The sequence below is a fragment of the Afipia sp. GW822-FHT04G07 genome (assembly GCF_058800765.1).
Window position 1 is genome coordinate 2,445,010 of the sequence record NZ_JBXAMP010000001.1, and the last position, 26,007, is coordinate 2,471,016.

At 62.1% G+C, this 26,007-nt stretch carries 26 protein-coding genes; 13 read left to right on the forward strand and 13 right to left on the reverse strand.

The window, feature by feature from the left end; translation table 11 throughout:
* Positions 1 to 30 precede the first annotated feature (30 nt).
* The 3 genes from prfA to AC1RKJ_RS11970 all read left to right on the forward strand — a co-directional run bounded on the left by prfA (position 31) and on the right by AC1RKJ_RS11970 (position 3,185).
* Positions 31 to 1,113, forward strand: a complete 1,083-nt coding sequence (prfA, locus tag AC1RKJ_RS11960) for a peptide chain release factor 1 (protein WP_492791173.1) — start codon at positions 31 to 33, stop codon at positions 1,111 to 1,113.
* Positions 1,110 to 2,000, forward strand: a complete 891-nt coding sequence (gene prmC / locus AC1RKJ_RS11965; RefSeq protein ID WP_492791174.1) for a peptide chain release factor N(5)-glutamine methyltransferase — start codon at positions 1,110 to 1,112, stop codon at positions 1,998 to 2,000. Before prfA ends, prmC begins: the two co-directional genes overlap by 4 nt.
* Before the next feature lie 447 nt (positions 2,001 to 2,447).
* A complete protein-coding gene (locus AC1RKJ_RS11970; RefSeq protein WP_492791175.1) occupies positions 2,448 to 3,185 on the forward strand; it encodes a DUF4167 domain-containing protein in 738 nt (245 codons plus the stop codon).
* A gap of 77 nt (positions 3,186 to 3,262) precedes the next feature.
* Here AC1RKJ_RS11970 and AC1RKJ_RS11975 read toward each other — a convergent pair whose 3' ends face one another.
* A complete protein-coding gene (locus tag AC1RKJ_RS11975; protein WP_492791176.1) occupies positions 3,263 to 4,018 on the reverse strand; it encodes a methyltransferase domain-containing protein in 756 nt (251 codons plus the stop codon).
* A gap of 128 nt (positions 4,019 to 4,146) precedes the next feature.
* Between AC1RKJ_RS11975 and gloB the strand changes: the two genes are divergently transcribed.
* Both gloB and AC1RKJ_RS11985 read left to right on the forward strand, forming a co-directional pair.
* Positions 4,147 to 4,914: a hydroxyacylglutathione hydrolase gene (gene gloB, locus AC1RKJ_RS11980; protein ID WP_492791177.1), complete on the forward strand. Its 768-nt coding sequence runs from the start codon at positions 4,147 to 4,149 to the stop codon at positions 4,912 to 4,914.
* Complete coding sequence (locus tag AC1RKJ_RS11985) at positions 4,911 to 5,363, forward strand: cupin domain-containing protein (RefSeq protein WP_492791178.1); 453 nt, start codon at positions 4,911 to 4,913, stop codon at positions 5,361 to 5,363. Before gloB ends, AC1RKJ_RS11985 begins: the two co-directional genes overlap by 4 nt.
* Here the strand turns inward: AC1RKJ_RS11985 and yddG are convergent.
* The 3 genes from yddG to AC1RKJ_RS12000 all read right to left on the reverse strand — a co-directional run bounded on the left by yddG (position 5,360) and on the right by AC1RKJ_RS12000 (position 8,326).
* Complete coding sequence (gene yddG / locus AC1RKJ_RS11990; RefSeq protein WP_492791179.1) at positions 5,360 to 6,235, reverse strand: aromatic amino acid exporter YddG; 876 nt, start codon at positions 6,233 to 6,235, stop codon at positions 5,360 to 5,362. The two genes, AC1RKJ_RS11985 and yddG, sit on opposite strands and share 4 nt — an antisense overlap.
* A 54-nt stretch (positions 6,236 to 6,289) precedes the next feature.
* Positions 6,290 to 7,015 carry an acetoacetyl-CoA reductase gene (phbB, locus tag AC1RKJ_RS11995; protein ID WP_492791180.1) on the reverse strand — a complete coding sequence of 242 codons (726 nt, stop codon included), beginning with the start codon at positions 7,013 to 7,015 and terminating at the stop codon, positions 6,290 to 6,292.
* A gap of 135 nt (positions 7,016 to 7,150) precedes the next feature.
* A complete protein-coding gene (locus tag AC1RKJ_RS12000) occupies positions 7,151 to 8,326 on the reverse strand; it encodes an acetyl-CoA C-acetyltransferase (RefSeq protein ID WP_492791182.1) in 1,176 nt (391 codons plus the stop codon).
* A gap of 300 nt (positions 8,327 to 8,626) precedes the next feature.
* Between AC1RKJ_RS12000 and phaR the strand changes: the two genes are divergently transcribed.
* Positions 8,627 to 9,223 (forward strand): polyhydroxyalkanoate synthesis repressor PhaR, encoded by a 597-nt coding sequence (gene phaR / locus AC1RKJ_RS12005; protein ID WP_492791183.1) that lies wholly within the window; start codon positions 8,627 to 8,629, stop codon positions 9,221 to 9,223.
* A 66-nt stretch (positions 9,224 to 9,289) separates the two neighbouring features.
* On the opposite strand, the gene AC1RKJ_RS12010 is transcribed toward phaR, so the two are convergent.
* The 5 genes from AC1RKJ_RS12010 to AC1RKJ_RS12030 all read right to left on the reverse strand — a co-directional run bounded on the left by AC1RKJ_RS12010 (position 9,290) and on the right by AC1RKJ_RS12030 (position 13,796).
* Positions 9,290 to 10,996, reverse strand: a complete 1,707-nt coding sequence (locus AC1RKJ_RS12010) for an EAL domain-containing protein (protein ID WP_492792721.1) — start codon at positions 10,994 to 10,996, stop codon at positions 9,290 to 9,292.
* 619 nt (positions 10,997 to 11,615) lie between these two features.
* Positions 11,616 to 12,356, reverse strand: a complete 741-nt coding sequence (locus AC1RKJ_RS12015) for a hypothetical protein (protein ID WP_492791184.1) — start codon at positions 12,354 to 12,356, stop codon at positions 11,616 to 11,618.
* A gap of 145 nt (positions 12,357 to 12,501) precedes the next feature.
* Entirely contained in the window at positions 12,502 to 12,684 is a 183-nt protein-coding gene (gene rpmF / locus AC1RKJ_RS12020) for a 50S ribosomal protein L32 (RefSeq protein ID WP_002713690.1), read from the reverse strand.
* A 141-nt stretch (positions 12,685 to 12,825) separates the two neighbouring features.
* Positions 12,826 to 13,503 carry a monofunctional biosynthetic peptidoglycan transglycosylase gene (gene mtgA / locus AC1RKJ_RS12025; RefSeq protein ID WP_492791185.1) on the reverse strand — a complete coding sequence of 226 codons (678 nt, stop codon included), beginning with the start codon at positions 13,501 to 13,503 and terminating at the stop codon, positions 12,826 to 12,828.
* Positions 13,504 to 13,508: 5 nt separating this feature from the next.
* Positions 13,509 to 13,796, reverse strand: a complete 288-nt coding sequence (locus AC1RKJ_RS12030) for a DUF1330 domain-containing protein (RefSeq protein ID WP_492791186.1) — start codon at positions 13,794 to 13,796, stop codon at positions 13,509 to 13,511.
* Positions 13,797 to 13,963: 167 nt separating this feature from the next.
* Between AC1RKJ_RS12030 and AC1RKJ_RS12035 the strand changes: the two genes are divergently transcribed.
* From AC1RKJ_RS12035 to AC1RKJ_RS12045, 3 genes are all read left to right on the forward strand, one after another.
* On the forward strand, positions 13,964 to 14,890 hold the full coding sequence (locus AC1RKJ_RS12035; protein ID WP_492791187.1) for a polyprenyl synthetase family protein: 927 nt from the start codon (positions 13,964 to 13,966) through the stop codon (positions 14,888 to 14,890).
* Between the two features lie 8 nt (positions 14,891 to 14,898).
* Positions 14,899 to 15,576 (forward strand): DUF1345 domain-containing protein, encoded by a 678-nt coding sequence (locus AC1RKJ_RS12040; RefSeq protein WP_492791188.1) that lies wholly within the window; start codon positions 14,899 to 14,901, stop codon positions 15,574 to 15,576.
* Between the two features lie 73 nt (positions 15,577 to 15,649).
* On the forward strand, positions 15,650 to 17,257 hold the full coding sequence (locus AC1RKJ_RS12045; RefSeq protein ID WP_492791189.1) for a Na+/H+ antiporter: 1,608 nt from the start codon (positions 15,650 to 15,652) through the stop codon (positions 17,255 to 17,257).
* 40 nt (positions 17,258 to 17,297) lie between these two features.
* Here AC1RKJ_RS12045 and ispG read toward each other — a convergent pair whose 3' ends face one another.
* Genes ispG through AC1RKJ_RS12060 form a run of 3 tightly spaced genes read right to left on the reverse strand, consistent with a single transcriptional unit; the run spans position 17,298 to position 20,094 of the window.
* Positions 17,298 to 18,587: a flavodoxin-dependent (E)-4-hydroxy-3-methylbut-2-enyl-diphosphate synthase gene (gene ispG / locus AC1RKJ_RS12050; RefSeq protein WP_492791190.1), complete on the reverse strand. Its 1,290-nt coding sequence runs from the start codon at positions 18,585 to 18,587 to the stop codon at positions 17,298 to 17,300.
* A gap of 27 nt (positions 18,588 to 18,614) precedes the next feature.
* Positions 18,615 to 19,562: a DMT family transporter gene (locus AC1RKJ_RS12055; protein WP_492791192.1), complete on the reverse strand. Its 948-nt coding sequence runs from the start codon at positions 19,560 to 19,562 to the stop codon at positions 18,615 to 18,617.
* A 40-nt stretch (positions 19,563 to 19,602) separates the two neighbouring features.
* On the reverse strand, positions 19,603 to 20,094 hold the full coding sequence (locus AC1RKJ_RS12060) for a Fur family transcriptional regulator (protein ID WP_492791193.1): 492 nt from the start codon (positions 20,092 to 20,094) through the stop codon (positions 19,603 to 19,605).
* Positions 20,095 to 20,280: 186 nt separating this feature from the next.
* On the opposite strand from AC1RKJ_RS12060, the gene AC1RKJ_RS12065 reads away from it, so the two are divergent.
* The 4 genes from AC1RKJ_RS12065 (at position 20,281) to AC1RKJ_RS12080 (ending at position 24,709) form a co-directional block, all read left to right on the forward strand.
* A complete protein-coding gene (locus tag AC1RKJ_RS12065; RefSeq protein WP_492791194.1) occupies positions 20,281 to 21,387 on the forward strand; it encodes a patatin-like phospholipase family protein in 1,107 nt (368 codons plus the stop codon).
* 130 nt (positions 21,388 to 21,517) lie between these two features.
* Positions 21,518 to 21,991, forward strand: a complete 474-nt coding sequence (locus AC1RKJ_RS12070; protein WP_492791195.1) for a MarR family winged helix-turn-helix transcriptional regulator — start codon at positions 21,518 to 21,520, stop codon at positions 21,989 to 21,991.
* Entirely contained in the window at positions 21,984 to 23,147 is a 1,164-nt protein-coding gene (locus AC1RKJ_RS12075; RefSeq protein WP_492791196.1) for an HlyD family secretion protein, read from the forward strand. Before AC1RKJ_RS12070 ends, AC1RKJ_RS12075 begins: the two co-directional genes overlap by 8 nt.
* Positions 23,148 to 23,197: 50 nt before the next feature.
* On the forward strand, positions 23,198 to 24,709 hold the full coding sequence (locus AC1RKJ_RS12080; RefSeq protein WP_492792722.1) for an MDR family MFS transporter: 1,512 nt from the start codon (positions 23,198 to 23,200) through the stop codon (positions 24,707 to 24,709).
* A gap of 50 nt (positions 24,710 to 24,759) precedes the next feature.
* Here the strand turns inward: AC1RKJ_RS12080 and pcaF are convergent, their stop codons facing one another.
* Entirely contained in the window at positions 24,760 to 25,968 is a 1,209-nt protein-coding gene (gene pcaF / locus AC1RKJ_RS12085) for a 3-oxoadipyl-CoA thiolase (RefSeq protein WP_492791197.1), read from the reverse strand.
* Between the last annotated feature and the right edge of the window lie 39 nt (positions 25,969 to 26,007).

Here is a 26,007-nt window from a genome sequence, read left to right on the forward strand (position 1 = left end):
TGTTGAATTCATCCTTGATTGATCGACCTCATGACCACTCTGCCCGAAGCCAAACTCGATACCTTGCTGGCGCGTCACGCCTCGCTCGAGGCTGAGCTGCTCGGCCAGGTGAATTCGGAAACCTATGTCCGCATCACCCGCGAACTGAGTGAGCTCGCGCCGGTGGTCGATGCCGTGAAGGCGTATCGCGCCGCGGTCGTGGAGATCGCCGGCATCGACGCTCTGATCGCCGATCCTGCCACCGAATCCGACATGCGCGCCATGGCTGAGAGTGAACGGACGGACCTCGAGGTACGCCGCGACGAACTGGCGCAGAACATCCGTGTCGCATTGCTGCCCAAGGACGCGATGGACGAGCGCAACGTGGTGCTCGAAATCCGCGCCGGCACAGGTGGCGACGAAGCTTCATTGTTCGCTGGCGACCTGTTCCGGATGTACGAACGCTTCGCATCGCTGCAGGGCTGGAAGGTGGAATTGATCTCTGCCTCCGAGGGCACCATGGGCGGCTACAAGGAAATCATCGCCGAGGTGCAAGGCCGCGGCGCATTCGCCAAACTGAAGTTCGAATCCGGCGTCCATCGCGTGCAGCGCGTGCCCGACACCGAAACTCAGGGCCGTATTCACACCTCGGCGGCAACGGTGGCGGTGCTGCCGGAAGCCGAGGAAGTCGACGTCGTCATCAAGAACGACGAACTGCGGATCGAAACCATGCGCGCGCAGGGCGCGGGCGGGCAGCACGTCAACAAGACCGAATCAGCGATCCGCATCACGCATATCCCGACGGGTATCGTCGTCATGATGCAGGACAGCCGCTCGCAGCACAAAAACCGCGCCAGCGCGATGAACATCCTGCGCTCGCGTATTTACGACGCCGAGCGCCAGCGCATCGATGCGACACGTTCAGCCGACCGGAAAGGTCAGGTCGGCTCGGGCGACCGCTCCGAGCGCATCCGCACCTACAATTTTCCGCAGGGCCGCGTCACCGACCACCGCATCAATCTCACCCTCTACAAGCTACCACAGGTGATCGCGGGCGACGCCTTGAACGAGTTGGTGGACGCGCTGACCACTGAGCATCAAGCCGCCCAGCTTGCGGAACAAGGCAACACGTGAGCGCGGCTCAACCCTTCGCAGGCCTCACCGTCGAAGCGGCGCGGCGCGCATTGGCCGCCCGGCTCAAAGACAGCGACATCGAAACCCCCGACCTCGATGCACGGCTGCTGGTCGGCGCGGCACTGCATCTCGATCATACCGGCCTTGCAGCGCGGGCCACCCGCCGGATCACCGATGACGAGGCGAAAGCCATCACGCAATTCGCGCAACGCCGGCTCGCGCGCGAGCCGGTCGCTCGCATTCTGGGCCGCAAGGAATTCTGGGGTCTGGATCTTCGCGTCTCGGAGGCGACCCTGGTGCCGCGTCCCGATACCGAAACGGTGATTGAAGCGGCGCTTGAAATTCTCCGCAACAAGGCCCGCACCGGCGACGCCATTCGCATCGCGGACATCGGCACCGGCTCTGGCGCCATTCTGCTGGCATTGCTGTCGGAATGCCCCAGCGCGACCGGCGTCGGCACCGACATCAGCCCGGAGGCACTGGAGATCGCCGCGTTGAACGCGCGCGATCTTGGTCTCGCAAGCCGCGCCGCGTTCGTTCGATGCGACTACGCCACGGCGCTCTCCGGCTTGTTCGATCTTATCGTCTCGAACCCGCCTTATATCCGCACCGCTGACATCGAGACGCTTGAGCGGGACGTGCGCGATCACGATCCGCATCTGGCGCTCGACGGCGGTGCGGACGGCCTTGAAGCCTATCGCGCGATCACGCCCCAGGCGGTGACGCTGCTCGCGCCCGGCGGTGCCCTGATATTCGAGATGGGGCATGATCAAAGCGCGCAGGTGAGTGAAATCATGTGCGCGGCGGGATTAACCCTGCCAGGCCCGCCGCGGGCTGATCTGAGCGGGGTTTATCGCGCCGTCATGGGGCGAAAAGCGGCGCTTTAAAGGGGTGATTGGAACAAAAAACCTCTTGGAATATTGACCCGGAGCGACTACGTTCCAGACACACCATCGGTTCAGGGTCGTGGCCCCCGTTAAGGAATACGGGTTGAAGCCAGAAGTCTCGCAAGGGACACCCGCCGGATGAAAGGTTCCTAAAAGACGGGTCATGACGGGCGCGAAGGCTGAAAGAGCTGCGCTGCCTGGGACCGCAAAGCGAACGAAAGCCTGATATTGCGCTTGAAAACTCAACTGCAAAACATCGCGCCTGCTGGCTCAGGCTGATCCGGCCCTGATGGCTTATTGCCTTCGGGCATTTGGAGAACGCGTCTTTGCTGAACGCGAAACACGGCAACTACGATTTGAAACTGGACGGCAGCGCCACTTGCGCGAATGCACTGCGCCGTGTCCGCACACCAACCACCACGATCCTGAATCGGTAGAAGGCACCACATGAGAAACGGCCCGAATAACAACAAGCGTATGCGCAGCCGCAATAACAATAATAATAACAACAATAATAATAACCGGCGCGGCCAGAACCCGATGACCCGGGTTTTCGAGTCCAACGGACCCGACATCAAGATTCGCGGCACCGCATCTCACGTCGCAGAAAAATACGTTCAGCTTGCGCGTGATGCGCGCAGCTCCGGCGATCCGGTCGCTGCGGAAAATTACTACCAGCACGCTGAACACTATTTCCGCCTGATCGCGGCAGCGCAGGAGCAATTCCGCCAGAACCAGCCGCAGCAGCAGCCCGTGCCGCGCATCGATGGCGATTCGCTCGACGACAATGGCGACGACAGCGACAGCTATTCCAACTTCGGCGCGGAGCCGGGATTCGGGCCGGGGCATCAGCCGCAGCCCCAGCCGCAGCCGCAATTTCAGCAGCGCGAGCAGCAGCCATTCCCGCGCGAGCAGCAGCAGCCCCGCGAGCAGAACTTCCGCGATCGCGATCATCGTTCGCAGCCGCAGCCTTCGGTGCAACCTTCCGAGAGCGAGCCGGTCGATCGCCTTCCGTCCTTCATCACCGGCGGCGCACAGCCGCAGCCTGCCGGAAATGGAGCAGAGGCCAACGGCAATCAGAACGGCGAGCGCTTCGGCCATCGCCGCCGCCGGCGTCCGCCCGGCCCGCGTCCTGAAGGTCAGGCCGCACAGCCTTCATCGGAAGATTTCTCGGCTGGCGAGTAAGTCCGGCTGACATCGCGTCAATTCGATTGCCCGTCTGAGCGCCGCTCAGGCGGGCTTTTTGTTCAGCCCCATGTTGTTCAACCGGCAGACGGCTCGTCGTCATACCGTGTCGTCGTCGGCACCAACACAGGCGGCATCGACGGTATCAACCGCGTGCGTTCGCGATGCGCAGGAATCGCGCGATAAACCTGCTTCGACGCTTCCACAATGTGGACGCCTGCAAACGGCGACGACACCGCCGCGCTCATACGCTCCCACGCCATCGCTGACCGCAGAACCCAGCCGCTCTCGAATGGCGGTACGAACAGCGCCTCGCCCCACGCCGTCGGCGTGAACCAGGTCTGCCGCAACAACTGCGTGATCTGCGAGCGCGAATAGGGCCGGCCGTGGCCGAACGGCGTGTTGTCGGTTCGCGTCCACACACCGCGGCGGTTGGGAATAATCGCCATCATGCGGCCCGACGGCGCCAGCACGCGCCACACCTCGCGCAGCAATCCTTCCGGGTCGTCGGATATTTCCAGCGCGTGAACCAGGAGAATGCGGTCGACGGCGGCATCGGCCAGCGGCAGCGAAAATTCATCCACCAGCGTCGAGAGCGTCGGACGCGCCGTGGGCCATTTGAGCACGCCCTGCGCGGCGGGCATCAGTGCGATGCACCGCTCGGCATCCTCGCGAAACAATCCCAGATACGGCGTCGGATAGCCGAGCCCAGCGACACGCAGGCCATCGGCATGCGGCCAGTGCCGCTGGATACCGCGACTGATCAGCCGCCGCGCTACGGTTCCGAGGCGCTGCGAATAAAAATTGCGCAGGTCGATCACGTCGATTGTCATACCGTCACTCTAACACGCCGCATCGCGAGATGCAGCGTCCGCCGGACGATCAACGGACCAGCGTTAACGTATTTCACTCTGCAATATGACCGTGTTAGCGTGGCCTATCCTCGACGAATGGAGACGTCATGACTGCCGAGATTCGCCTGTTTCCCTGCCTGTCCGATAATTTCGGCTATCTCATTCACGATCCGGTCACCAAGGCCACCGCCTCGATCGACGCACCGGAGGCCGGCCCTATCATCAAGGCATTGCAGCGCGAGGGCTGGACGCTGACTGACATTCTCGTCACCCATCATCACAATGACCATGTGGGGGGCATTGCCGAACTCAAGGCAAAATATAACTGTCGCGTGGTTGCGCCTCACGACAAGGGAACGGCGATCGCACAGGTCGACGAACGCGTGAAGGAAGGCGCGAGCGTCAAGGTCGGCAACCTGACAGCGCGTGTGCTGGAAACGCCGGGTCACACGCTCGATCACATCAGCTACGTGTTCGATGACGACCGCGCGCTGTTTTGCGCCGACACGCTGTTCTCGATCGGCTGCGGCCGCGTGTTCGAGGGCACCTATCCGATGATGTGGGAATCGCTCCTCAAACTGCGCGCGCTGCCGAACGACATGCGCGTCTATTGCGGTCATGAATACACCGCCTCCAACGTCAAGTTCGCACTCGGCATCGAGCCCAACAATCCGGCATTGAAGGCGCGCGCCGAGGAAGTTGCGAAGCTGCGCGCCGCAAACCAGCCGACAATCCCGACGCTGATCCGCGACGAGAAGGAAGCCAACACCTTCCTGCGCGCCGACGTTCCGTCCGTTGCCGCCGCCGTCGGGCTTGCGGGCAAGAGTCCGGCTGAGGTGTTCGGAGAACTGCGCGAGCGCAAGAACAAGGCATGACACAAGGCTTGACCGGGCCGTCAACAGCGCTGTCGGCGGGCGAGATCATCGCATGTCTCGATCTGAAGCCGCATCCAGAAGGCGGGCATTATCGCGAGACATTCCGCGATCCGCAAACCGCCACAGGGAGCCGCGCGGCCTCCACCGCGATTTACTTCCTGCTGGCCCGCGGCGAGAAATCGCACTGGCATCGCGTGGATGCAGCGGAGGTCTGGCACTATTACGCCGGCAGCGCATTGACGCTGCGGATCGCCGACGGCGACGGCGAGCGCGCGATCCGGCTCGGATGCGATTTGACAGCAGGCGAACTGCCGCAAGCCGTTGTGCCTGCCCATGCGTGGCAGGCGGCCGAGAGCAGCGGCGACTGGACACTGGTCGGCTGCACGGTCGCGCCCGGTTTCGACTTTGCAACGTTCGAGCTTGCGCCGCCCGGCTGGTCACCGGGTTAGGATGATCGTTTGGCGATCATATCCTTCGCGGCAATGAGGCCGCCGCCCGCGATCAATGCGGCTGCAATGGCCAATGTCGCTGTGGGTTTGGCGAACCCTGCAACAATGAGAAACGCCGTGGACAGCAGCGGTGTAGCGTAGGACGCAGCCCCCAGCACGCGGATGTCGCCGCGTTTCATGCCGATGTCCCACGCGAAGAACGCGATGCCCACCGGACCGATGCCGAGCGCCACGATGGCGAGCCACTGCAAAGCGGTTTCCGGCAAGATCGTGACTTCAAAAGCGAAGTGACACGCCGCCGCCAGAACCGCCGTGGCCAGGCAAAAACCCGCGACTGCGTCCGTCGGCACCGATGCGAGCTTGCGCGACATCACGGAATAGCCGGCCCATACGAATGCTGCGACAAAGGCAGCGACAAAGCCGGGAATATGGGCGGGATCGAACTGAGACCCGCTATTGCCGGCAAACAGCACGACCGTGCCGGCAAAACCGAGTACCGCGCCAACGATGTGATGCGGCGCGAGGCGCTCGCCCGGCAGCAGCGAGGACAACAACACGATCAGCAGCGGCCAGAGATAGTTCAACAGGCCCGCCTCCGCCGGCGGCGCGAGGCGCAGCGCCAGGAAATACAGCGCGTGATACCCGAACAGTCCGCCGATCCCGACCAGCCAGACCAGAACAGGCTGCCGCAGGGCGCGGATCGCGGACGGCCGCCACAGCCATGTCAAAGGTCCCACACACGCCCCGATGGCGAACGTCATCGCCAGCAGCTGAAACGGCGGGACGCGGCCTGTCGCCACGGTAAACGCGGCAAGCAGCGACCACATCAGAATGGCGGTCAGTCCGATCAGAGTGGCAGCGGACGAGGTCATCGCGGATCAATGCCATTCAATCCGCGACAACGCCACTCCTTCGGCCGGGAGATGTTAGTGCAGATACTGCCCGCCATTGATCGTCATCGTCGATCCGGTGATAAAGCCGGAATCGTCGGACGCAAGAAACAGCACGGCGCGTGCGATTTCCTCGGGCTCGCCGAGGCGGCTTACCGGAATCTGCGGAATGACGTTTTTCTCCAGCACATCCTTCGGCACCGCTTGCACCATTTCCGTGTTGATGTAGCCGGGGCAGATCGCGTTCACGGTGATGCCGCCGCGCGCATTCTCAAGCGCGAGCGCCTTGGTGAAGCCGATGTCGCCGGCCTTCGCCGCCGAATAATTGACCTGTCCGAACTGCCCCTTCTGGCCGTTGATCGATGAAATGCTGATGATGCGGCCGAACTTGCGGGTGCGCATCCCCTCGATGACCTGCCGCGTCATGTTGAACAGCGAACCGAGATTGGTGTTGATGACGGCGTTCCACTGGTCGAGCGACATCTTGTGGAATGGCACGTCGCGGGTGATGCCGGCGTTGTTGACCAGCACATCGATCGGCCCGAGATCGGCTTCAACTTTCTTGACCCCGTCCGCGCATGCGTCGAACGCGGCGACATCCCATTTGTAGACCGGGATTCCCGTCTCGGCCTTGAATTTCGCGGCGGCCTCGTCATTGCCGGCATAACTTGCCGCAACCTTGTAGCCGGCGGCTTTCAACGCCTTGCTGATCGCAGCGCCGATGCCGCGTGTTCCACCTGTTACCAATGCCACGCGTGCCATGTTGAGTATCCCCTCCGTCACTGAAGTGTTTTTGGAAAACAAGTATTCAGGCCATTTGCAACAACAGCAAGAAAAAATGCCCGGCAGAATGCCGGGCATTTAGACTTTGTATTGTGCAGTGCGTTCGAAAGAACGTTACCGCTCAACGCACATTGCGATGCCCATGCCGCCGCCGATGCACAGCGTCGCGAGACCTTTCTTGGCATCGCGCTTCTGCATTTCATGCAGCAGCGTCACCAGCACGCGCGCGCCCGATGCGCCAATCGGATGACCGATGGCAATTGCGCCACCGTTGACGTTGACCTTGGCAGGATCCCAGCCGATTTCCTTGTTCACAGCGGACGCCTGAGCAGCGAAAGCCTCGTTGGCCTCGATCAGATCGAGATCGCCAGGTTTCCAGCCGGCTTTCTTAAGCGCAGCGCGCGATGCGGGGATCGGGCCTGTGCCCATGATCGACGGATCGACGCCGGCCTGCGCCCACGACACGATCCGCGCGAGCGGTGTCTTGCCTTCCTTGGCGGCCTGCTTCGCAGTCATCAGCACCAGCGCCGCGGCGCCATCATTGATGCCCGACGCGTTGCCGGCGGTCACGGTGCCGTCCTTTTCGAAGGCGGCCTTGAGCTTGGTCATCGCTTCCACCGAGGCGCCGTGGCGCGGGCCTTCATCGGCTTCCACCACGATGTCGCCCTTGCGGGTCTTGACGGTGAACGGCACAATTTCATCCTTGAACTTGCCGGCCTTCTGCGCCGCTTCGGCCTTGTTCTGCGAACCAACGGCGAACTCGTCCTGCTGCTGGCGAGTGATCTGGAACTGCCGCGCGACGTTCTCCGCGGTGTTGCCCATGTGGTAGCCGTTGAAGGCATCCCACAATCCATCCTTGATCATGGTATCGACGAGATCGAGTGCGCCCATCTTGACGCCACCTCGCAAATGCTGGGCATGCGGCGACATGCTCATGGATTCCTGACCGCCGGCGACCACGATCTCGGAATCGCCGTTCATGAGGGCCTGATAACCCAAGGCCACCGTGCGCAATCCCGATCCGCACAGCATGTTGACGCCCCAAGCCGGGCTTTCCACCGGGATACCGGCCTTCATGGCAGCCTGACGTGCCGGATTCTGCCCCTGAGCCGCAGTCAGGATCTGGCCCATGATGATTTCGGAGACGCGGGCGGGCTCGATGCCGGCCCGATCGAGCGCGGCCTTGATGGCGACGGCCCCTAGGTCGTGGGCGGGGATATTGGCGAATGCGCCGTTGAAGGTGCCGACCGGGGTGCGGGCAGCGCTGACGATGACGACATCGTCGGACATGGACATCTCCTGATTTTGAAGTCGATAAGGACTCGGGGCCGCGAGGGGAATGCCGCCGGTGGGGCCGGCTAGCTCTCGCTCTATCCTGTTAACCTAGCCTTTTCGTGTCAATCGGCCAAAGGCATTCTGGCCGTTTGCTGGGCGTTTCGGCCGCCGCGCCATGCCCGGACATTAACCGTGCTGCACAAAACGGTAGCCGTACCATTCTGAAAGTGCTTAGTTTATTGCGATGCATTGTTTGCACTGCCCTCGGCGACGTTCGCCGGTTCCATTCCTCGCTAAGTAGGTATGTGTGAGTCCATGGCAAAATCCGATCAGCCAATTACGATTAAAAAGTATGCCAATCGGCGCCTCTACAACACCGGCACCAGCACTTACGTGACGCTTGAAGATCTCGCGGCCATGGTGAAGGAAGGCGAGGATTTCCTCGTCTACGACGCGAAAACCGGCGACGACATCACCCGCTCAGTGCTGGCCCAGATCATTTTCGAACAGGAAAACAAGGCCGGACAGAACCTGCTGCCGACCACGTTCCTGCGCCAGCTGATCCGCTTTTACGGCGACAGCATGCAGATGATCGTGCCGAAATATCTGGAGCAGTCCATCGATACGCTGACGCGCGAACAGGAAAAATTCCGCAAGCAGATGACGAATACCTTCAGCATGACGCCGTTCGCGCCGCTGGAAGAACATGTTCGCCGCAACATGGAAATGTTCGAACGCACGTTCTCGATGTTCAAGCCTTTCGGTGCGCCGCTGCGCAAGGAAACGCCGTCAGCCGAATCCCCGCCGACCGCGAGCGAGCCCGAAGCGGATATCGACGATCTCAAGCGTCAGATGAAAGAAATGCAGGATCGTCTCGAGCGCATGTCCCGGGAATCAGAAAACAAGAGCTGATTAGCAGGATTTCTGCAGGACGCGGCAAATCCGCTTGTCGCAACCTGCCGCCGCAAGTTGTCGATGTCAGCTTGCGGCTGACGCCGCCGGTTTGGCGCACCGGGGCTGGGTCGCATCCATGACCCACGGCTTCGTCAGCGAAGCCAGTCCTGTCAGCCGCCCCTGGATGTAATCGCAGCCCCAGCCCTGCAACAGCCTGGCCGATTCCTCGTCCTGCACCCATTCGGCGACGGTCTTGATGCCGAGCCGGTGCGCGAGATCGATCAGGGTTTGCACGAAGGCGCGGTCATCCGAAGAGCGCGCGATGTTCTGCACGAACGCACCGTCGATCTTCACGATATCAACGCCGAGCTTGCGCAGGTTGCGAAATGACGTGTAGCCGGCGCCGAAATCGTCGATCGCGATCCGGCTGCCGAAGTTCTTCAGGCGCGTGACGAATCCGCGGACATCGTCCAGATTCTGGATCGCCACCGTTTCGGTGATCTCGACGATCAGCCGTTCGCCGACCCCGGGATGTGTCTGCATCAGGGACTCGATGCTGGCCCACCAGTCAGGGTCCATCGCCGTACCGGGGGAAATGTTCAGGCTCAGCTGCACCTGCGGTGCGCTTGCGAGCTCCGCGATCACCAGCTCCAGCACGCGGTGATCGACAAGCCTGATCAGGCCGAGCTTCTCGGCGACCGGCACGATGTCGGGCGACAGCGAGTAAGCGCCGTCCTCCTGACGCATCCGCACCAGACATTCGTGAAACGCAGGCTGCCGTGAGATCGTGGTGACGACCGGCTCGTAAGCCATCACGATACGGCGTTCGTTCAGCGCGGTGACGATCTCATCGGTGACGCGGATGTTGACCCGGCGCTGCGCATCGCGCTCCACGTTCGGATGCCAGACCATCAAGGAGCCCCGGCGCCGCGCCTTGGCGAGAGCCAGCGCCTCCTGAGTCCGGCTCATCGCGTCTTCAACGGTGTTGGCGTGCCGCAGCGCATTGATGGCGCCGATCGATGCGGTCAATGCCACCGGACCCGATCTGGTCGGCACCACCTCATCGCGAATTCCGGACAGAAATCGCTCAGCGGCGATATTCATGTCATCGACAGAGCAATTCTTCAGGATTAGTCCGAATTTGTTGCCGGAGAAACGGCCGAGCACATCGCCACCGCGCAACCGCGCGCGGATACGCTTGGCAACTTCGAGAATGACCTCGTCGGCGACTTCATAGCCAAAGGCGTCGTTGATCTGCGCGAGGTGATCGATGCCGACCAGCATGAAGGCGAAGGACGATCGGAACCGGCCGGCTTCCTCGATAGCCTCCGCCAGCGCAGCCACCAGGCGCGTGCGATTGAATTCGCCGGTCAGCGGATCGTTCTGTGAAAGCTTCAGGAGTTGCTCGTCGCGGGCGTGGCGTTCGTTATTGACGCGAATGATGCCGTGGGCATGGGACGGCTTCCCGTCGGGGCCAGCAAACCAGCGGCCGCATTCATCGATCCAGAGCACCGGCGCCGATATGCCCGCGCGCAGGCCGTACTCGATCTGATAGGGCACGCCCTCCCCGCAGTCGGTCGCGGTCGAATTCAGCACGGCGTCGTTGCGGATGCCGCGCATCGGCTCGATCAGCTTTGAAAACTCGCCGGCCTTCAACAACGCAGGTTGTGGAATATCGGGAAGAACGGCCGCGACGTTGTCGCTCCAGTGCAGGGTGTCGCCTACGATGTTCCACGAGAAGCTCGCCTGTCCGAGGATGGCGAGAAGATCCGGACCGGCCACAGGATGGATGCGGCGGCCCGACAGGCTGTCCGCAGGTGCGACGGCAGGCCCCGAATGGAGCGAGGATTGGAACCGCGTGACTGTCAAAGCTGCCTCGTTCCGGGACGCGCGTACGGGTGATTCGTGACTGGGATTGAAGTGTCTGGTGCCCGGGAGTCTAGGTCAACTTCCTGAATAATCTGGCAAACAGCTTGATTATCAATGTCCTGAAGCAGGTAACCCCATGCCAACCACATCCGGCACAGCCCTTGCGATGTCTTGCTGGAGAGGCGCAATGCGTCTCAAAATGAGGCAGGCCCCTGAAGCGCCATGATTATTTCCAGGATCACACCGACCGGCCGAGGCTCACACACGCCGCAATCTGCGGCTCGGCAAGAAGCCACGGACGCGCCTGTCGCGAGCCGGGCGGTGGTTCCTGTCGAGCTTGTGGCCCCGACGGTAACGCGGCGCTCGGCGCGGCCGGACGCATCGTTCGTCGCACATCTGATTGCGATGGCCGAGCAGACGCCGCAGACGCGAGCCCTGCGGCGGGCAACACCGTCCGACGCACGCACAGTGTACGACCGCGCAACCGGGCAGAGCACGAACAACTCCGGCAGGATGCTATCGCAAACCGCGTGAGCCGCGGTCAGGGCTTCGGTGGGGTTTTGGTTCCGGGCTCATGATCCGACACGAGGTCGGCAACGCTCCAGTCCGCGATCTTGCGCTCGGGCGCAGGAGCGGCGCTCTCTGAACTCCGGACGACATCAAGCGACGGCCTCGGCTTGGGTGCAAGCTCAGGCTGCGGCTCGGTGCGAAGCTGTGGCTCCGATCGCGGCTCTGGCGCGCGATCAAACACCGGCTCGACCGGCTTCGGATCCGTCCGACCGAATGACGGTTCGGACGGAGCGAGACGGGTCGAGGCCCGCGCAGCGTCTCTCGTCACGTCAGTTGGAGTCGGTACAACCGCCGACTCGGCGGCGGGCGCTACAGATGCGGGCATCGCAACCGGGGCGCGACGATGTCGGTTACGGAACCCGATCGACACGCCCGCAAGGAACTCCACGGCCATCAGCACCGTGAGCAGGAAGAACGTCGAGGTGCCGAACGGGGCGAGCATCACGAACTCTGCAACCGCCGCGCCGAACACGATCAGCGACAGCAAATGATCGGTCAGATATCGCGCGCCGGGCCGCGCGGCCTTGATGACCTCGAGCAGCAGCAGCAGCGTTCCCAGCGCGAGCAGCGCATCACCGAACGTCGGCGTCCACGCCACGCCGGACATCAGCGTCATGCTTGCGATCGGCGCGGTGAAAGCCACGCCGGGCATCAGAAACACGAAGATGTTGTAGATCGCGAACGGAATCAGAAGCAGCGGGAAACCGATCATCGCCGGCAGCTTTCCTTGAACGACGTCCTGTAAGGCGTTTGTCGTCACATGGGTGTGTGGCGTTCTTGTGGAAGGCCTTCGCATGCCTTCCGCCAAACAGCACCGCTGTTCGCGCTGCGCGAGGCAGCGCGAACGAAGAAGGACGTCAGTCCTTCTTGACCTTCAGGACCTGGCGGCCCTTGTACATGCCGGTCTTGAGATCGAGGTGGTGCGGACGGCGCAATTCGCCCGAATCCTTGTCCTCGACATATGTCGGCTTCTTGAGCGCGTCCGCCGAGCGGCGCATGCCGCGGCGTGACGGCGAGGTTTTCCTGCGTGGAACGGCCATGGGATCGTCGTCCTCTAAATCAAGGCTCACCCGCCGGGCGGGGGCTCTCCAGAATTCGGATTGAGGTCGGGCTTATAGATGAAGCCGGGCGCGAAAGCTAGACCGGGAATGCGCGGAAAATACCCAAAAATGGCCCAAAAATCAGCGGGTCCGGCCCCAGCAGTTGGAGATTTCCGCAGACTGGGCCCGTTGCATATAGGTTCCGGCCAGCCGCCTGACGCCGGGACCCGGTTTGCGGGCGCTCCGGATCACCGGATTGGGGAGGATCGAGGCCAGCAAGGCGGCCTGTTGCGGCGACAGATCCGATGCCGGGCGGCCGAAGGCGTAGTTCGCGCCAGCCTCGGCGCCGAACTGGCCGCCGGGACCCAGTTCCGCCACGTTCAGATACAGTTCCAGAATGCGCTTTTTCGGCAGGATCAGATCGATCCAGAGCGCCAGCGGAAATTCCAGGACCTTGCGGACCACGCTACGCCCCGGCCACAGAAACAGGTTCTTCGCGACCTGCTGCGTAATGGTGGAGCCGCCACGGGTGACCTCGCCACCATCCTGCGCGTCCTCGATGATGTCCTGAACCGAATTCCAGTCGATGCCGCGATGGAAGCAAAATTTGGCGTCCTCGGCGGCGACGATGGAGCGCGGCAATGCCGGAGCAACGGCGTCAATATCGACCCACGTTCGCGTCACCGGCTCGCCCGTGAGGAAACGCCCGATCATCAGCGTCGAGATGGGGTGCCCCGCGTTGTAAATCGGCGTCAGCACGTAGGGCAGCAGCACAAGCCCCAGTACAATCAACACCACTCCACGGATCAGTCGTCGCATTCAGCCTATAGCCCTTCAACGCTGACGAGCCGGGCCGAACTGCACTCATCCCGAATATGCTTGAGGCCCTGATAAACCGGGCCGTGATAGAAAGTCTCGAACGCGGCCACCGACGGGAACTCAAGAAGAACAATGCGACGTGGGCTCCAATCGCCTTCGTGCACCTTGTGCGCGCCGCCGCGGGCAAGATAACGCCCTCCCGCTTCTTCCAGCGCCGGCTTCACCTCGCTCATGAAATTGCGATACCGCTCGGCGTCGCGAATCTCGACATCGAAAATGACATAAGCAGCCATGGACATTCCTGTCTGGAGATCGGCCGGGCATCGCACCCCGCCCTTGCTAGCAGAAACCCGCAGCTCGGCTCTAGCCAAATCCCTGTCAGGATTGCGTTCTGCGGAATTGACGCGAGCGGCGGCATGACGGATTGTCCGCCGAAATTTGCGTTCCTTTGGAGCTTTTGATGACCACCGGCACTTCACCACAGGATTTCATGAAACGTCTCGACGCCACGGCAGCGGACACCGAGGCGCTGCTGGCGCGCCTTATGTCCGAAAAGCCGTTGGCAGGCGAAATCGAGCGGCCTCACCGGCTGATGGAGGCGATGCGTTATTCGAGCCTGAACGGCGGCAAGCGGCTTCGTCCTTTTCTGGTGGTGGAAAGCGCCGCCGTATTCGGCGTCGCGCGCGATGCCGCGCTGATGGCGGGCGCCGCACTCGAATGCATCCACTGTTATTCGCTGATCCATGACGATCTGCCATCGATGGACAACAGCGATCTGCGCCGCGGACGTCCGACGTCGCACAAGAAATTCGACGATGCCACCGCGATCCTCGCGGGCGACGGGCTCCTGACTTTCGCATTCGACATCATCACCCGCGATGAAGTCCACAAAGACCCGACGGTGCGTCTGCTGCTAACCCGCGCATTGGCGCGCGCGTCGGGCATCGGCGGCATGGTCGGAGGACAGATCATGGATCTTGCCGGCGAAGGCCGCTTCGGCGATCCGGAGCCGCCGGACGTCGCCAAGCTGCAGCAGATGAAGACCGGCGCATTGCTCAAGTATGGCTGCATCGCAGGTGCGCTTCTCGGTCAGGCGCCCAAGGCGCAGTACGACGCGCTCGACACCTACGGTCATGCACTGGGCGAAGCATTCCAGATCGCCGACGACCTGTTGGACGTCGAAGGCGACGCCACGGCACTCGGCAAACCCGCCGGACAGGATGCCGCGGCCGGCAAGACCACGTTCGTCACGCTGCTTGGCATCGACGGCGCCAAGGCTCGCGTGCGCGATCTCCTCAAGCATGCCGATGCCGCCCTCGCGCCATTCGGCGCGAAGGGCGATGTTCTCCGCGCGGCGTCGCGCTTCGTCGCCGAGCGGCAGAACTAGGAGCTGCGATGACAGGGAAGAAGGGCGGAGATCCGTATCTTCTTCGTCTCAAGGGCATGCCGGCGCCGTTGCGCATTATCTATGCACGGCCACGCCTTTTCATCTCGCTTGCAATTGGAACGCTTTCCTTGCTGGTGATGCCCGCCGCGTGGCGGCTGGCGACCCGGCTTCTCGTCGCATGGGACGTTTCCATCGCGCTGTACTTGTCGCTCGCCTTCGTCACCGTCTTCAGTTGCAACACTGAACAGATTCGCCGCCAAGCCGCGGCGCAGGACGACGGACGCTTTCTGATCCTGATCCTCACGGCAGTCGCGGCGTTCGCCAGCATAGCCGCCATCGTCCTGGAGCTCGGAATCAAGCCGCAACAAACCCCGCAGCTCGTGCTCGCCGTGGTGACTATCGTCCTGTCATGGTGCGCCATTCACACCACATTCGCGCTCCATTACGCGCATGATTATTACCGCGCCGCCAAGGCCGGCGGGCTCGCGTTTCCCGGCGGCGGCGAACCCGACTACTGGGACTTCGTCTACTTCTCGTTTGTGATCGGCATGACGGCACAGGTCTCTGACGTCGGCATCACCGACAAGATTATCCGCCGCACCGCCACGGCCCACGGCGTCGCCTCATTCATTTTCAACACCGCGTTGGTGGCCCTGATGGTCAACATCGCCGCCAGCGCGATTTGACTCTCGTGATTTGATTCCGACGTATCGTCGGGGCGGGCGGCGAGAGAAGATAAGTCGGATACGAGACACCAGCATGGTCGCAACATTCCTGACTTTCCTCCTTGTGCTGACCGTGCTCGGAGCCTCCGCCACGCTGGCGAAGAAGCTGGAAATCGCGCCCGCCATCGTCTTCCTGGTCGTCGGCATCGTGCTCGCGTTCACGCCCGGCTTTCCAAGCATCGAGATCAAGCCGGAAGGCGTGCTGCTGCTGGTGTTGCCGCCGCTGATCTATTCGGCGGGTGTCTCGATGAGCTGGCGGGAGTTCAAAGCCAACCTGCGGCCCATCGCGCTGCTCGCCATCGGCTGCGTGATCTTCACGACCTGCGCGGTCGCCGCCGCCGCGCACTGGGTTCTGGGCCTGCCCTGGGGTATTGGCTTCGTGCTCGGCGCAATCGTCTCGCCGCCGGACGTGGTGGCGCCGCTCGCCATCGCAAGGCGCCTCAAGCTGCCACACCGCATTCTCGTCATTCTCGAAGGCGAAGGACTGGCGAACGATGCAACCGCGCTGATCCTGTATCGCTTTGCCGTGCTGGCGGTATCGACCGGCACGTTCTCGCTGGCTCCCGCCGCCGGCACGTTTGTCGCAATCATCGTCAGCGAAATCGCCTTCGGCGTGGCTGTCGGCTGGCTTAGCCTGCGGCTGCGGCAATGGGCGCACGATCCGCGCGTCGAGATTGCTCTCTCGCTGTTGACGCCATACCTCGCGTTCTGGGTTCCGGAGCACTTCCACGGCTCGGGCGTGATCGCGACCGTCGTCGCCGGCCTCTATGTGAGCTGGAACGGCCCGCTGCTGATTCCCGCGAGCACCCGCCTGCAGGGCATTTTCTTCTGGGATGTCGTGATCTGGCTGATCGAGGGCGTGCTGTTCCTGATGATCGGATTCGAGACACGGGTTCTGGTCGAGAAATCCAAAGACCTGCCCGTTGGCAACATTCTCATGGCCATCGCCATCATCTCCGCGATCGTGATCGCCGCGAGATTCATCTGGGTTTTCCCCGGCACCTATCTCACACGCGTATTCAGCAAACGACTGGCCGCTCGCGATCCACTGCCGTCATGGCGCGCCATTGTCGTCATCGGCTTCACCGGCATTCGCGGCGTGGTCTCGCTCGCAGTCGCACTCGCAGTGCCGCTGACCTTGCCCAGCGGCGAAGAATTTCCCCATCGCGACCTGATCCTGTTCGTCACCTTCGGCGTGATCTTCGTCACGCTGGTCGGGATCGGGCTTACGCTGCCGCTGGTGGTGAAGATGCTTGGCCTGTCGAAGCACGGACAGCTCGAAGCCATTCACGAGCGCGAAGCCGAAATCGCCGCAAGGCGGCATATTCTGGAAGCCGCGCGCGGCTCGCTCGACAAGATTATCCGGGAGCGCAACCTGCCCCAAAGCCTCGCACGATTTCTCGAGGCCCGTCACGAAACCCGGATGCGCGCACTCCCCGATCCACCCCGGGAGGATGGTCAGGTCACGCCAGCGACGCAGGGCGCGTCACTGGTCCGCGAGATCATTTCGGTCGAGCGTGCGCATCTGCATAAGCTGCTGCGTGACGGAAAAATCACCGACGAAACCCGGCGGCGGATCGAGCGCGATCTCGATCTCGAGGAAGCCGTGGTCGATAACCGCGAAAAAAACCTGCCGCTTTGATCGCAGGCAGGTTTTATTTTACGCGGAATGTACCGAAAACTTATTCGGCGGCTGTGATCGCCGGGGCTTTTGCGCCAGCGCCACCGTAACGCTGTTCGATGTAATCGATCACCAGCGCCTTGAAATCGGCCGCGATACCCGGACCGCGCAGCGTGCGGAATTTCTGGCCATCGACGAACACCGGCGCGGCCGGTGTTTCGCCCGTGCCCGGCAACGAAATGCCGATATTCGCGTGTTTGGATTCGCCGGGGCCGTTCACGATGCAGCCCATCACCGCGACGTTAAGCTCTTCGACGCCGGGATAGCGTGTTTTCCAGTTCGGCATCTCATCGCGAATGAAGGCCTGAATATCGCGCGCGAGTTCCTGGAACACCGTCGAGGTGGTGCGGCCGCAACCGGGACATGCCGCGACCAGCGGCACGAACGTGCGGAATCCCATGGTCTGAAGAATTTCCTGACCGACCTTCACTTCGATGGTGCGGTCGCCGCCGGGTTCAGGCGTGAGCGAGACGCGAATGGTGTCGCCGATACCGTCCTGAAGCAGGATGCCGAGCGCCGCCGACGAGGCGACGATACCCTTCGAGCCCATGCCGGCTTCGGTGAGACCGAGGTGAATGGCGTAATCCGAACGCGCAGCCAATTCGCGATACACCGCGATCAGATCCTGCACGTTGGAAACCTTGGCCGACAGGATCATCCTGTTCTTGGGCAGGCCGATTTCCTCTGCGCGCGCCGCCGACAACAGAGCCGACTGCACCATGGCCTCGCGCGTCACCGCGCGGGCGTCAATCGGATCGGGCGACTTGGCGTTCTCTTCCATCAGCTTGGTCAGCAACTCCTGATCGAGCGAACCCCAGTTCGCGCCGATGCGGATGGTCTTGCCGTGCTTGAGCGCCATTTCGACAATGTCGGTGAATTGCGTGTCGCGCTTGTTCTTGAAACCGACGTTGCCCGGATTGATGCGATACTTCGACAGCGCCGCCGCGCAGGCCGGATGATCGGCGAGCAACTTGTGGCCGATGTAGTGAAAGTCGCCGATCAGCGGCACGTCGACACCGAGCTTGTCGAGCTTCTCGCGGATATGCGGAACGGCAGCGGCGGCCTCGTCGCGGTCCACCGTGATGCGGACCATTTCGGAGCCGGCGCGCGCAAGCGCTGCGACCTGTGTGACGGTGCCTTCGATGTCGGCGGTGTCGGTGTTGGTCATCGACTGCACCACGATCGGTGCGCCGCCGCCAACCTTGACGTTGCCAACCACAACCTGAACCGTGCGGTGGCGCCCCTTGGGGCCGGCCTCGATGGTTCTGGTTCGTTCTTTCAGATCGCTCACTTCGAAATCCCTTTCGGGGCTCAAATATCAGGTTTTTGTGACGGGGAGCAGGGGATCGCCGCCTGCTTCGCCCGGGCGGTTTACCAGATATAGGCCCGCCATGACCAGAAGGGCAGCCCCCGCAAACGCTGGGGTCAGCTGGTCATGCATCACGAAATAGCCACCAATCACCCCAAACAGCGGCGTCATAAAGGTAAATGACGACAGTTTGCTGGCCGAATAGGACTTTATGAGAAAGAACCAGATCAGGAACGTCGTCCCGACGATCCAGAACGTCTGATAGGCCATGGACGTCCAGGCCGCCGGTCCCGGCATATGGGTGATGCTCTCGCCCGACACCGCGGCTCCGAGCGCCAGGATCGGGATCGAGACGGCGATCTGATAGGCCAGCGTTTTCTCCGCCGGCACCTGCAGCAGCCGCGTCGCCTTCACCACCAGCGTGGTCGCGGCCCACAGGATGCCGCCGCCCACCACCATGATGTCCCCCAGGATAACGCTCGCATCGACGGACGGCTGCGGCACGCCGATCGCCAATGCCACGCCCGCAAAGGACAGCGCCAGCCCACCCCACTGCAAGCGGCTCAATTGCTCGCCGAGAAATCGCCGCGAGCCGAGCGCCACCACGAATGGCGCGACGTAGAGAAACACCACCGCCCGCGTTGCCGTGGTGTAGAGCAATCCGCGATAGACCAGGATGAATTCGAGTCCGAAGAAAAGCCCGGCGAGCAGGCCCGCGCCAAGCGTGCCGTCGCGCCTGAGCAGCGGCACACCGCGCAGCCAGGCCACCAGCACGATGATGATCAGCCCGCCGGTCGAGCGGATCGTGGCCTGCAACAGCGGTGGAATGTCCGGAAGCGCGAGCTTGACCGCGATTTGATTGAAGCCCCAGCTCAGGCACAGCATGACCATGAGAGCAACGGCGGCCGCACTCAGGGACCGCCCGGCCGGCGCAATTTTCAAGCTGTCTGATGACATCGCACCCCGTGTCCGGCTTTGCACCGTGTTATTGTTTGGCCTACGCCGCCCGCTGGCAATGCGCGCAGGTGCCGGTGATTTCCACCACCGACAGTTTCGGCGCGAAGCCCGTGCCGCGTGCTGCCTCGTTGAAACTTTGCGCCAAGGGCGCTGCCGGAATTTCTCCGACCGACCCGCAGGTCTCGCAGATCAGGAACGCCACCACCGCGGTCTCGTCGTGATTGTGCGCGCACGCCAGAAACGCGTTGCGGCTTTCGATGCGATGGACCAGACCATTGTCCATCAGAAAATCGAGCGCGCGATAAACCGTGATCGGCGCCGGACGCGGCATTGTCTTGGCGAGTTCGTCGATCACCTCATATGCGCCGAGCGGCCGATGGCTCGACAGCAACGCGCCCAGCACCTGCCGCCGGATCGGCGTGAACTTCTGGCCGCGACCGACGCAGATTTTTTCAGCATGCGAAAATGCGTCCTCGGCGCAGCGGCCGTGATCATGATCGGGGGCTGGAAAGACGGGCTTCGCTTGTTTCATTGGATCAATATGTAGTGCGGTTAATCTGATTCCGCTCATCATTTCAGCGGCATACTTGCGGGTTATTTGTGCATCGCATCATTTTCTATTGCAATGCATCATAAAAACCCCAAATCAGGGGCGTACAACTGAACGCGGGGCCTCGGGCCAGCCAATAAACTGCATCATTTCAGAGAGAAGAAGCTGATGGCGACCACTCTCAAAACCTACCTCGACAATCTCACGCCGTGGAATTTTTCCGGCACGCGCAAGGCAAGCAGCGCGAAAAAGATCAATCTGGCGCTTCAAGGCGGCGGATCGCACGGCGCGTTTACCTGGGGCGTGCTGGATCATCTGCTGTCCGACGGACGATTGGAAATCACCGGACTGTCCGGCGCATCTGCGGGAGCGTTGAACGCTGTGATGGTCGCCGACGGGCTCTCGCGCGGCGGCCCCGAGGAGGCCCGTAAGCGGCTGGCGGCATTCTGGCGCGCAACGAGTACCGGCGGCGATCTGCCGCCGATCCAGCGCGCCATGACGGACCGGATGTTTTCATTGATGCCGTTTGCATCGACACCAATACAGAACTGGTTCGAGGCGATGGCGCATTACTTCTCGCCGTACGAGCTCAATCCCCTCAATATCAATCCACTCAGCGACCTGATCTCGCGCTTTGTCGATTTCGATGCGATACGCAGCAACACTGATCTGGCGCTCTATATCTCGGCAACAAATGTACACACCGGGCGTCTGCGCATTTTCGCGAACGAAAGGATTACGCCGGACGTGGTGATGGCTTCGGCCGCGCTGCCATTCATGTTTCAGGCTGTTGAGATCGACGGCGTACCCTATTGGGACGGCGGGTACATGGGCAATCCCGCGATCTTTCCTTTTCTGCAGACGACAGAAGCGGAAGACGTTCTGGTCGTGCAGATCAATCCGGTGTCGCGCACCACCACGCCGAAGACCTCCGGCGAGATCATCAACCGCCTGAACGAAATCACTTTCAATTCGGCGCTGATCTCCGAGCTGCGCACGATGGATTTCGTCAATCAACTGATCGACGACGGCCGGCTGCCGCGCGGCACCGGCAAGGACCAGTACCGCCGGCTCAACATCCATCGCATCGATCTGGGTGCGCTCGGCAATCGCCTCGCCGCCTCCAGCAAGATGAAAACCGACTTCGAATTCTTCGAGCTGCTGCATCGTGCGGGAATGCGCGCGGCGAAAAAGTTTCTGGACAGCCACTTCGACGACATCGGTCGCAAGAGCACGATCGACCTTGCCGCCGAATCCGGCGTCGAATGGGCATAACCTCCTAAGTAATTGATATTTCTCTTATTAATTCCAAGTCATGCGATATTGCATGGCTCTTATTTCGCAGCGAGGCTTCCTGAATTAGTAAGCAAGCTTATTATAACTGAGCTTACTGATGGAGATGCCCATGCCCAAGGGCAACGCTGATTTTCTGTTCGCGCTGTTCGAGACCCAGCGGATGCTGCGGCTTTACGCCGACAAGCTGGCGGTGCGCTATGGCATCACCCGCGCCCAGTGGGCGGTGCTGGCGAAACTCGAACGCACCGAAGGACTGAAGCAATCCGAACTCGCCGACATGATGGAGTTGCAGCCGATCACGCTGACACGGCTCATCGACCGGCTTTGCAATAACGATCTCATCGAACGCCGCGAAGACGCCAAGGACCGGCGCGCCAATCGTCTCTACCTGCGCCCCGCCGCACGCCCGATGCTGGAACAACTCGGCAAGCTGCGCTCCCAAATCACCCAGACCGCGCTGAATCATCTCACGTCCCGCGAAGCCGACGCGCTGGTCGGTCAACTCGAATCAATCAAGGACAACGTCCGCGACGCCCTCCAGGCGGTCAGCGACGCAAAATCAAAGGAGCAGCAGTATGGCTGAGCCGATCGTCAAATTTCCCACCGAACAAAAGCTGACAGAGAAACCGGTGCCACCTTCGAACACCGCTCCACGCAAGACATGGGGCCAAACGTTTCGCGAGAAGCGGCGCACGCTGCTGCTGGTGGTGCTTCCGCTCGTCGCGCTTGGCGGCGGCGGCGTGTTCTATCTGTCAGGCGGACGTTACGCCACCACCGACGACGCCTATGTCGGCGCCCAGAAGGTTCTCATCACACCGGACATCTCCGGCAAGATCGAGAAGGTCATGGTCAAGGAAGGCCAGCGGGTGAAGGCCGGCGACGAATTGTTCGAAATCGATCCGGTGCCGTTCCGGTTTGCGCTTCAGCAGGCACAGGCCACGCTCGATCAGGCCAAAACCAACTACGACAACCTTCGCGCCAACGTCAAAATCTATGGCCAGATGGTGGATCTTGCCCAGAAGGGCGTCGAGTTGAAGCAGCGCGACGTTGAACGCAAGAACTCCCTCGTCCACAGCAATGCCGGCTCGCAGCTGGATCTCGATACCAGCGCAACCGCGCTCGTCACCGCGCAGGCGCAGGTTCAGTTCGTTCAACAGCAGCTTTCGACGGCAAAGAACCAGTTGCTTGGCAATCCCGATCTGCCGCTCGAACAATTCCCGCCGTACTTCCAGGCGAAGGCGGCGCTCGATCAGGCGCAGCGCAATCTCGACCACACCGTGTTGCGCGCCCCGATTGACGGCACCGCGACGCAGGTGGACAGCATTCAGCTCGGCCGTTTCGTCGCTGCGGGATCGCCGGTGTTCAGCGTCATCGACAACTTCCATCCATGGGTCGATGCCAATCTTAAGGAATCCGATCTGACCTACGTGGCGAACGGACAGAAAGTGACGATGTCGATCGACGCCTTCCCCGACCATACCTTCGTGGGCAAGGTCGGATCGTTAAGCCCCGGAACGGGCGCGCAGTTCGCGATCCTGCCGCCGCAGAACTCGACCGGCAATTTCGTCAAGGTCGTGCAGCGCGTGCCGGTGCGCATCTATTTCGACGGCAACGACAAGGCCGTTCAAAAACTCAAGGCCGGCATGAGCACCTATGTCTGGATCGACACCGGACATCAACGCTCGCTTGCAGGCCTGTTCGGTTTCTCCTCCGCTTCGGCGCAGGAGGATGCCCGGTGACCGCCGCCGCCTCCGCCTCCACGGCGGCGGTCCCCGGATTTCGCCGCAACATGGTGACGATCTGCGCCATGACGGCGACGATCATGCAGGCGCTCGACACCACAATCGCCAACGTCGCGCTGCCCTACATGCAGGGCACGCTCTCCGCGTCCCAGGACCAGATCAACTGGGTGCTGACGTCTTACATCGTGGCAGCCGCGATCATGACAGCGCCGGTCGGCTGGATCGCCAATCGCTTCGGACGCAAGAAGGTTTTCATTGTGTGCTCGGCGGGCTTCACCATCGCCTCGGTGATGTGCGGCCTCGCGCAGGACATCACGCAAATGGTGCTGTTTCGCCTGTTGCAGGGCGTATTCGGAGCCGCTCTGGTTCCGCTGTCGCAAGCGGTGATGCTCGACTCCTACGCACTGCACGAGCGCGCCAAGGCGATGTCGATCTGGGGCATGGGCGTGATGCTGGGACCGATCATGGGACCCTCGCTCGGGGCCTGGCTGACGGAAACCTATTCCTGGCACTGGGTGTTCTTCGTCAACATCCCGTTCGGCATCGTCACGGTCGCCGGACTCATCATTTTCATGGACGAAACCAAAACCGACAATGCGCTGAAGTTCGACTGGTTCGGCTTCGGGGCGCTGGCCGTCGGCATTGGTTCGATGCAGATCGCTCTCGATCGCGGCGAGCAACTGGGCTGGCTGGAATCGCCGGAGATCGTCGCCGAGACGATCATCGCGATTATCGGCTTCTATTACTTCTTCGCGCATTCGTTCACGACCAAGCGGCCGTTCATCCAGTTCGCGATCTTCAAGGATCGGAACTTCATCGGCGGCTGCGTCTTCATGACGGTGATGGGTCTGGTGCTCTACAGCACCATGGCGCTCGCCTCGCCCTATCTGCAAAACGTCATGGGCTATCCGATCCTGACGGCAGGCCTGTTGCTGGCCACCCGCGGCCTCGGCACGTTCGTCGCCATGATGCTGGTGGGACGCTTCATGAAATATGTCGAGGCGCGCACGCTGATCGCGACCGGAATGCTGCTGATGTCGGTGTCACTGTTCTTCATGACCGAATGGACTGACCAGACCGGCGTTCCGACCATCGTCGCGGTGAGCATCGCGCAAGGTTTCGGACTCGGGCTGGTGTTCGTGCCGCTCAGTACGGTCGCGTTCCTGACGCTGCCCAATCATTTGCGCACCGACGGCACATCGATGCTGACGCTGTTGCGCAATGTCGCAAGCTCGATCGGCATCTCCGTGGTGATCGCCAAACTGACGGAGGGCGGGCGGCAGAGCTATGCCATTCTCAACGAGCACGTCACGCCATTCAATCAGGCGCTGCAGATGCCGGATGTCGCCGGCATCCTCAACATGAATACGGATTCCGGCCGCGCGATCATGGACGTGCTGATTCAGCTCCAGGCGCAGATCATCGCATTCTCGCGCGATTATCAAATGGTGATGATCGTGACTCTTTGCGCGATCCCGCTCGCGATGATGATCGGATCGAGCAAGGCGGCGCTGCGCCAGCAGGCGCAGGGGCCGGATCATCCCGCGGTGATGGATTGAATTTTCAAGATTGAACGGGAGGCGAGCGCCCCCCGTTACACATCGTCAGCTCAGTTCAGCTTCTCTATCACCATCGCAGCACCCTGCCCGACGCCGACGCACATGGTGGCGATGGCGAGCTTACCGCCACGCTTTTCCATGCCGTGGACCGCCGTCATCGCGAGCCGCGCACCGCTCATGCCGAGCGGATGGCCGAGCGCGATGGCGCCGCCGTGCGGATTGACGAAATCCGCGTCGTCCTTGACGCCCAATTGGCGCAACACCGCGATGCCTTGCGAAGCGAAAGCCTCATTGAGTTCGATCAGGTCGATGTCGGTGATCTTGAGACCGAGGCGCTCCAGCAGCTTCTTCACCGCCGGAACCGGGCCGATACCCATGACGCGCGGCGCGACGCCCGCGGATGCAAATCCGAGAATCTTCGCGCGCGGAGTCAGGCCGTGCTTCTTCACGGCCTCCTCGGATGCAAGGATCATCGCCGCCGCGCCGTCATTGACGCCGGAAGCATTGCCGGCCGTCACCGTGCCGGGATTGCGCACGATGGGCTTGAGTTTCGCCAGTCCTTCGAGCGTGGTCTCAGGGCGCGGATGCTCATCCTTGTCCACGACGGTTGGACCGGCCCTGCCGCCGGGCACTGTGACCGGCGTGATCTCCTCGGCGAAGTATCCGGCCTCGATGGCCTTGCCTGCGCGCTGCTGCGAGCGGATCGCGAAGGCGTCCTGATCGGCGCGCGAGATCTGATAATCCTCGGCGACATTCTCGCCGGTCTCGGGCATCGCATCGACGCCATACTGCTGCTTCATAAGCGGATTGACGAAACGCCAGCCGATGGTGGTGTCGTAGGTTTCGACCGCGCGCTGATAGGCTTCCGTCGCCTTGCCGGTCACGAACGGCGCACGCGTCATGGATTCGACGCCGCCCGCGATGGCGAAATCCATTTCACCGGCGCGGATCGCCCGCGCGATGCCGCCGACCGCATCGAGGCCCGACGCACAGAGCCGGTTCACTGTCATGCCCGGGACGGTTTCCGGCAAACCAGCGAGCAACAGCGCCATGCGCGCCACGTTGCGGTTGTCTTCGCCGGCCTGATTGGCGCAGCCGTAAGAAACCTCTTCAAGCGCCGACCAGTCGGCTTTGGTGTTGCGCGCCATCAGGGCCTTGATCGGCACCGCGGCCAGATCGTCGGCGCGCACTTTGGCCAGCGATCCGGCGAAACGGCCGATTGGCGTCCGCACTGCATCGCAAAGGAATACATCGCGCATGGTAGCTCTCCCTGACTGTCGCACGGACCTTCCGCCGTC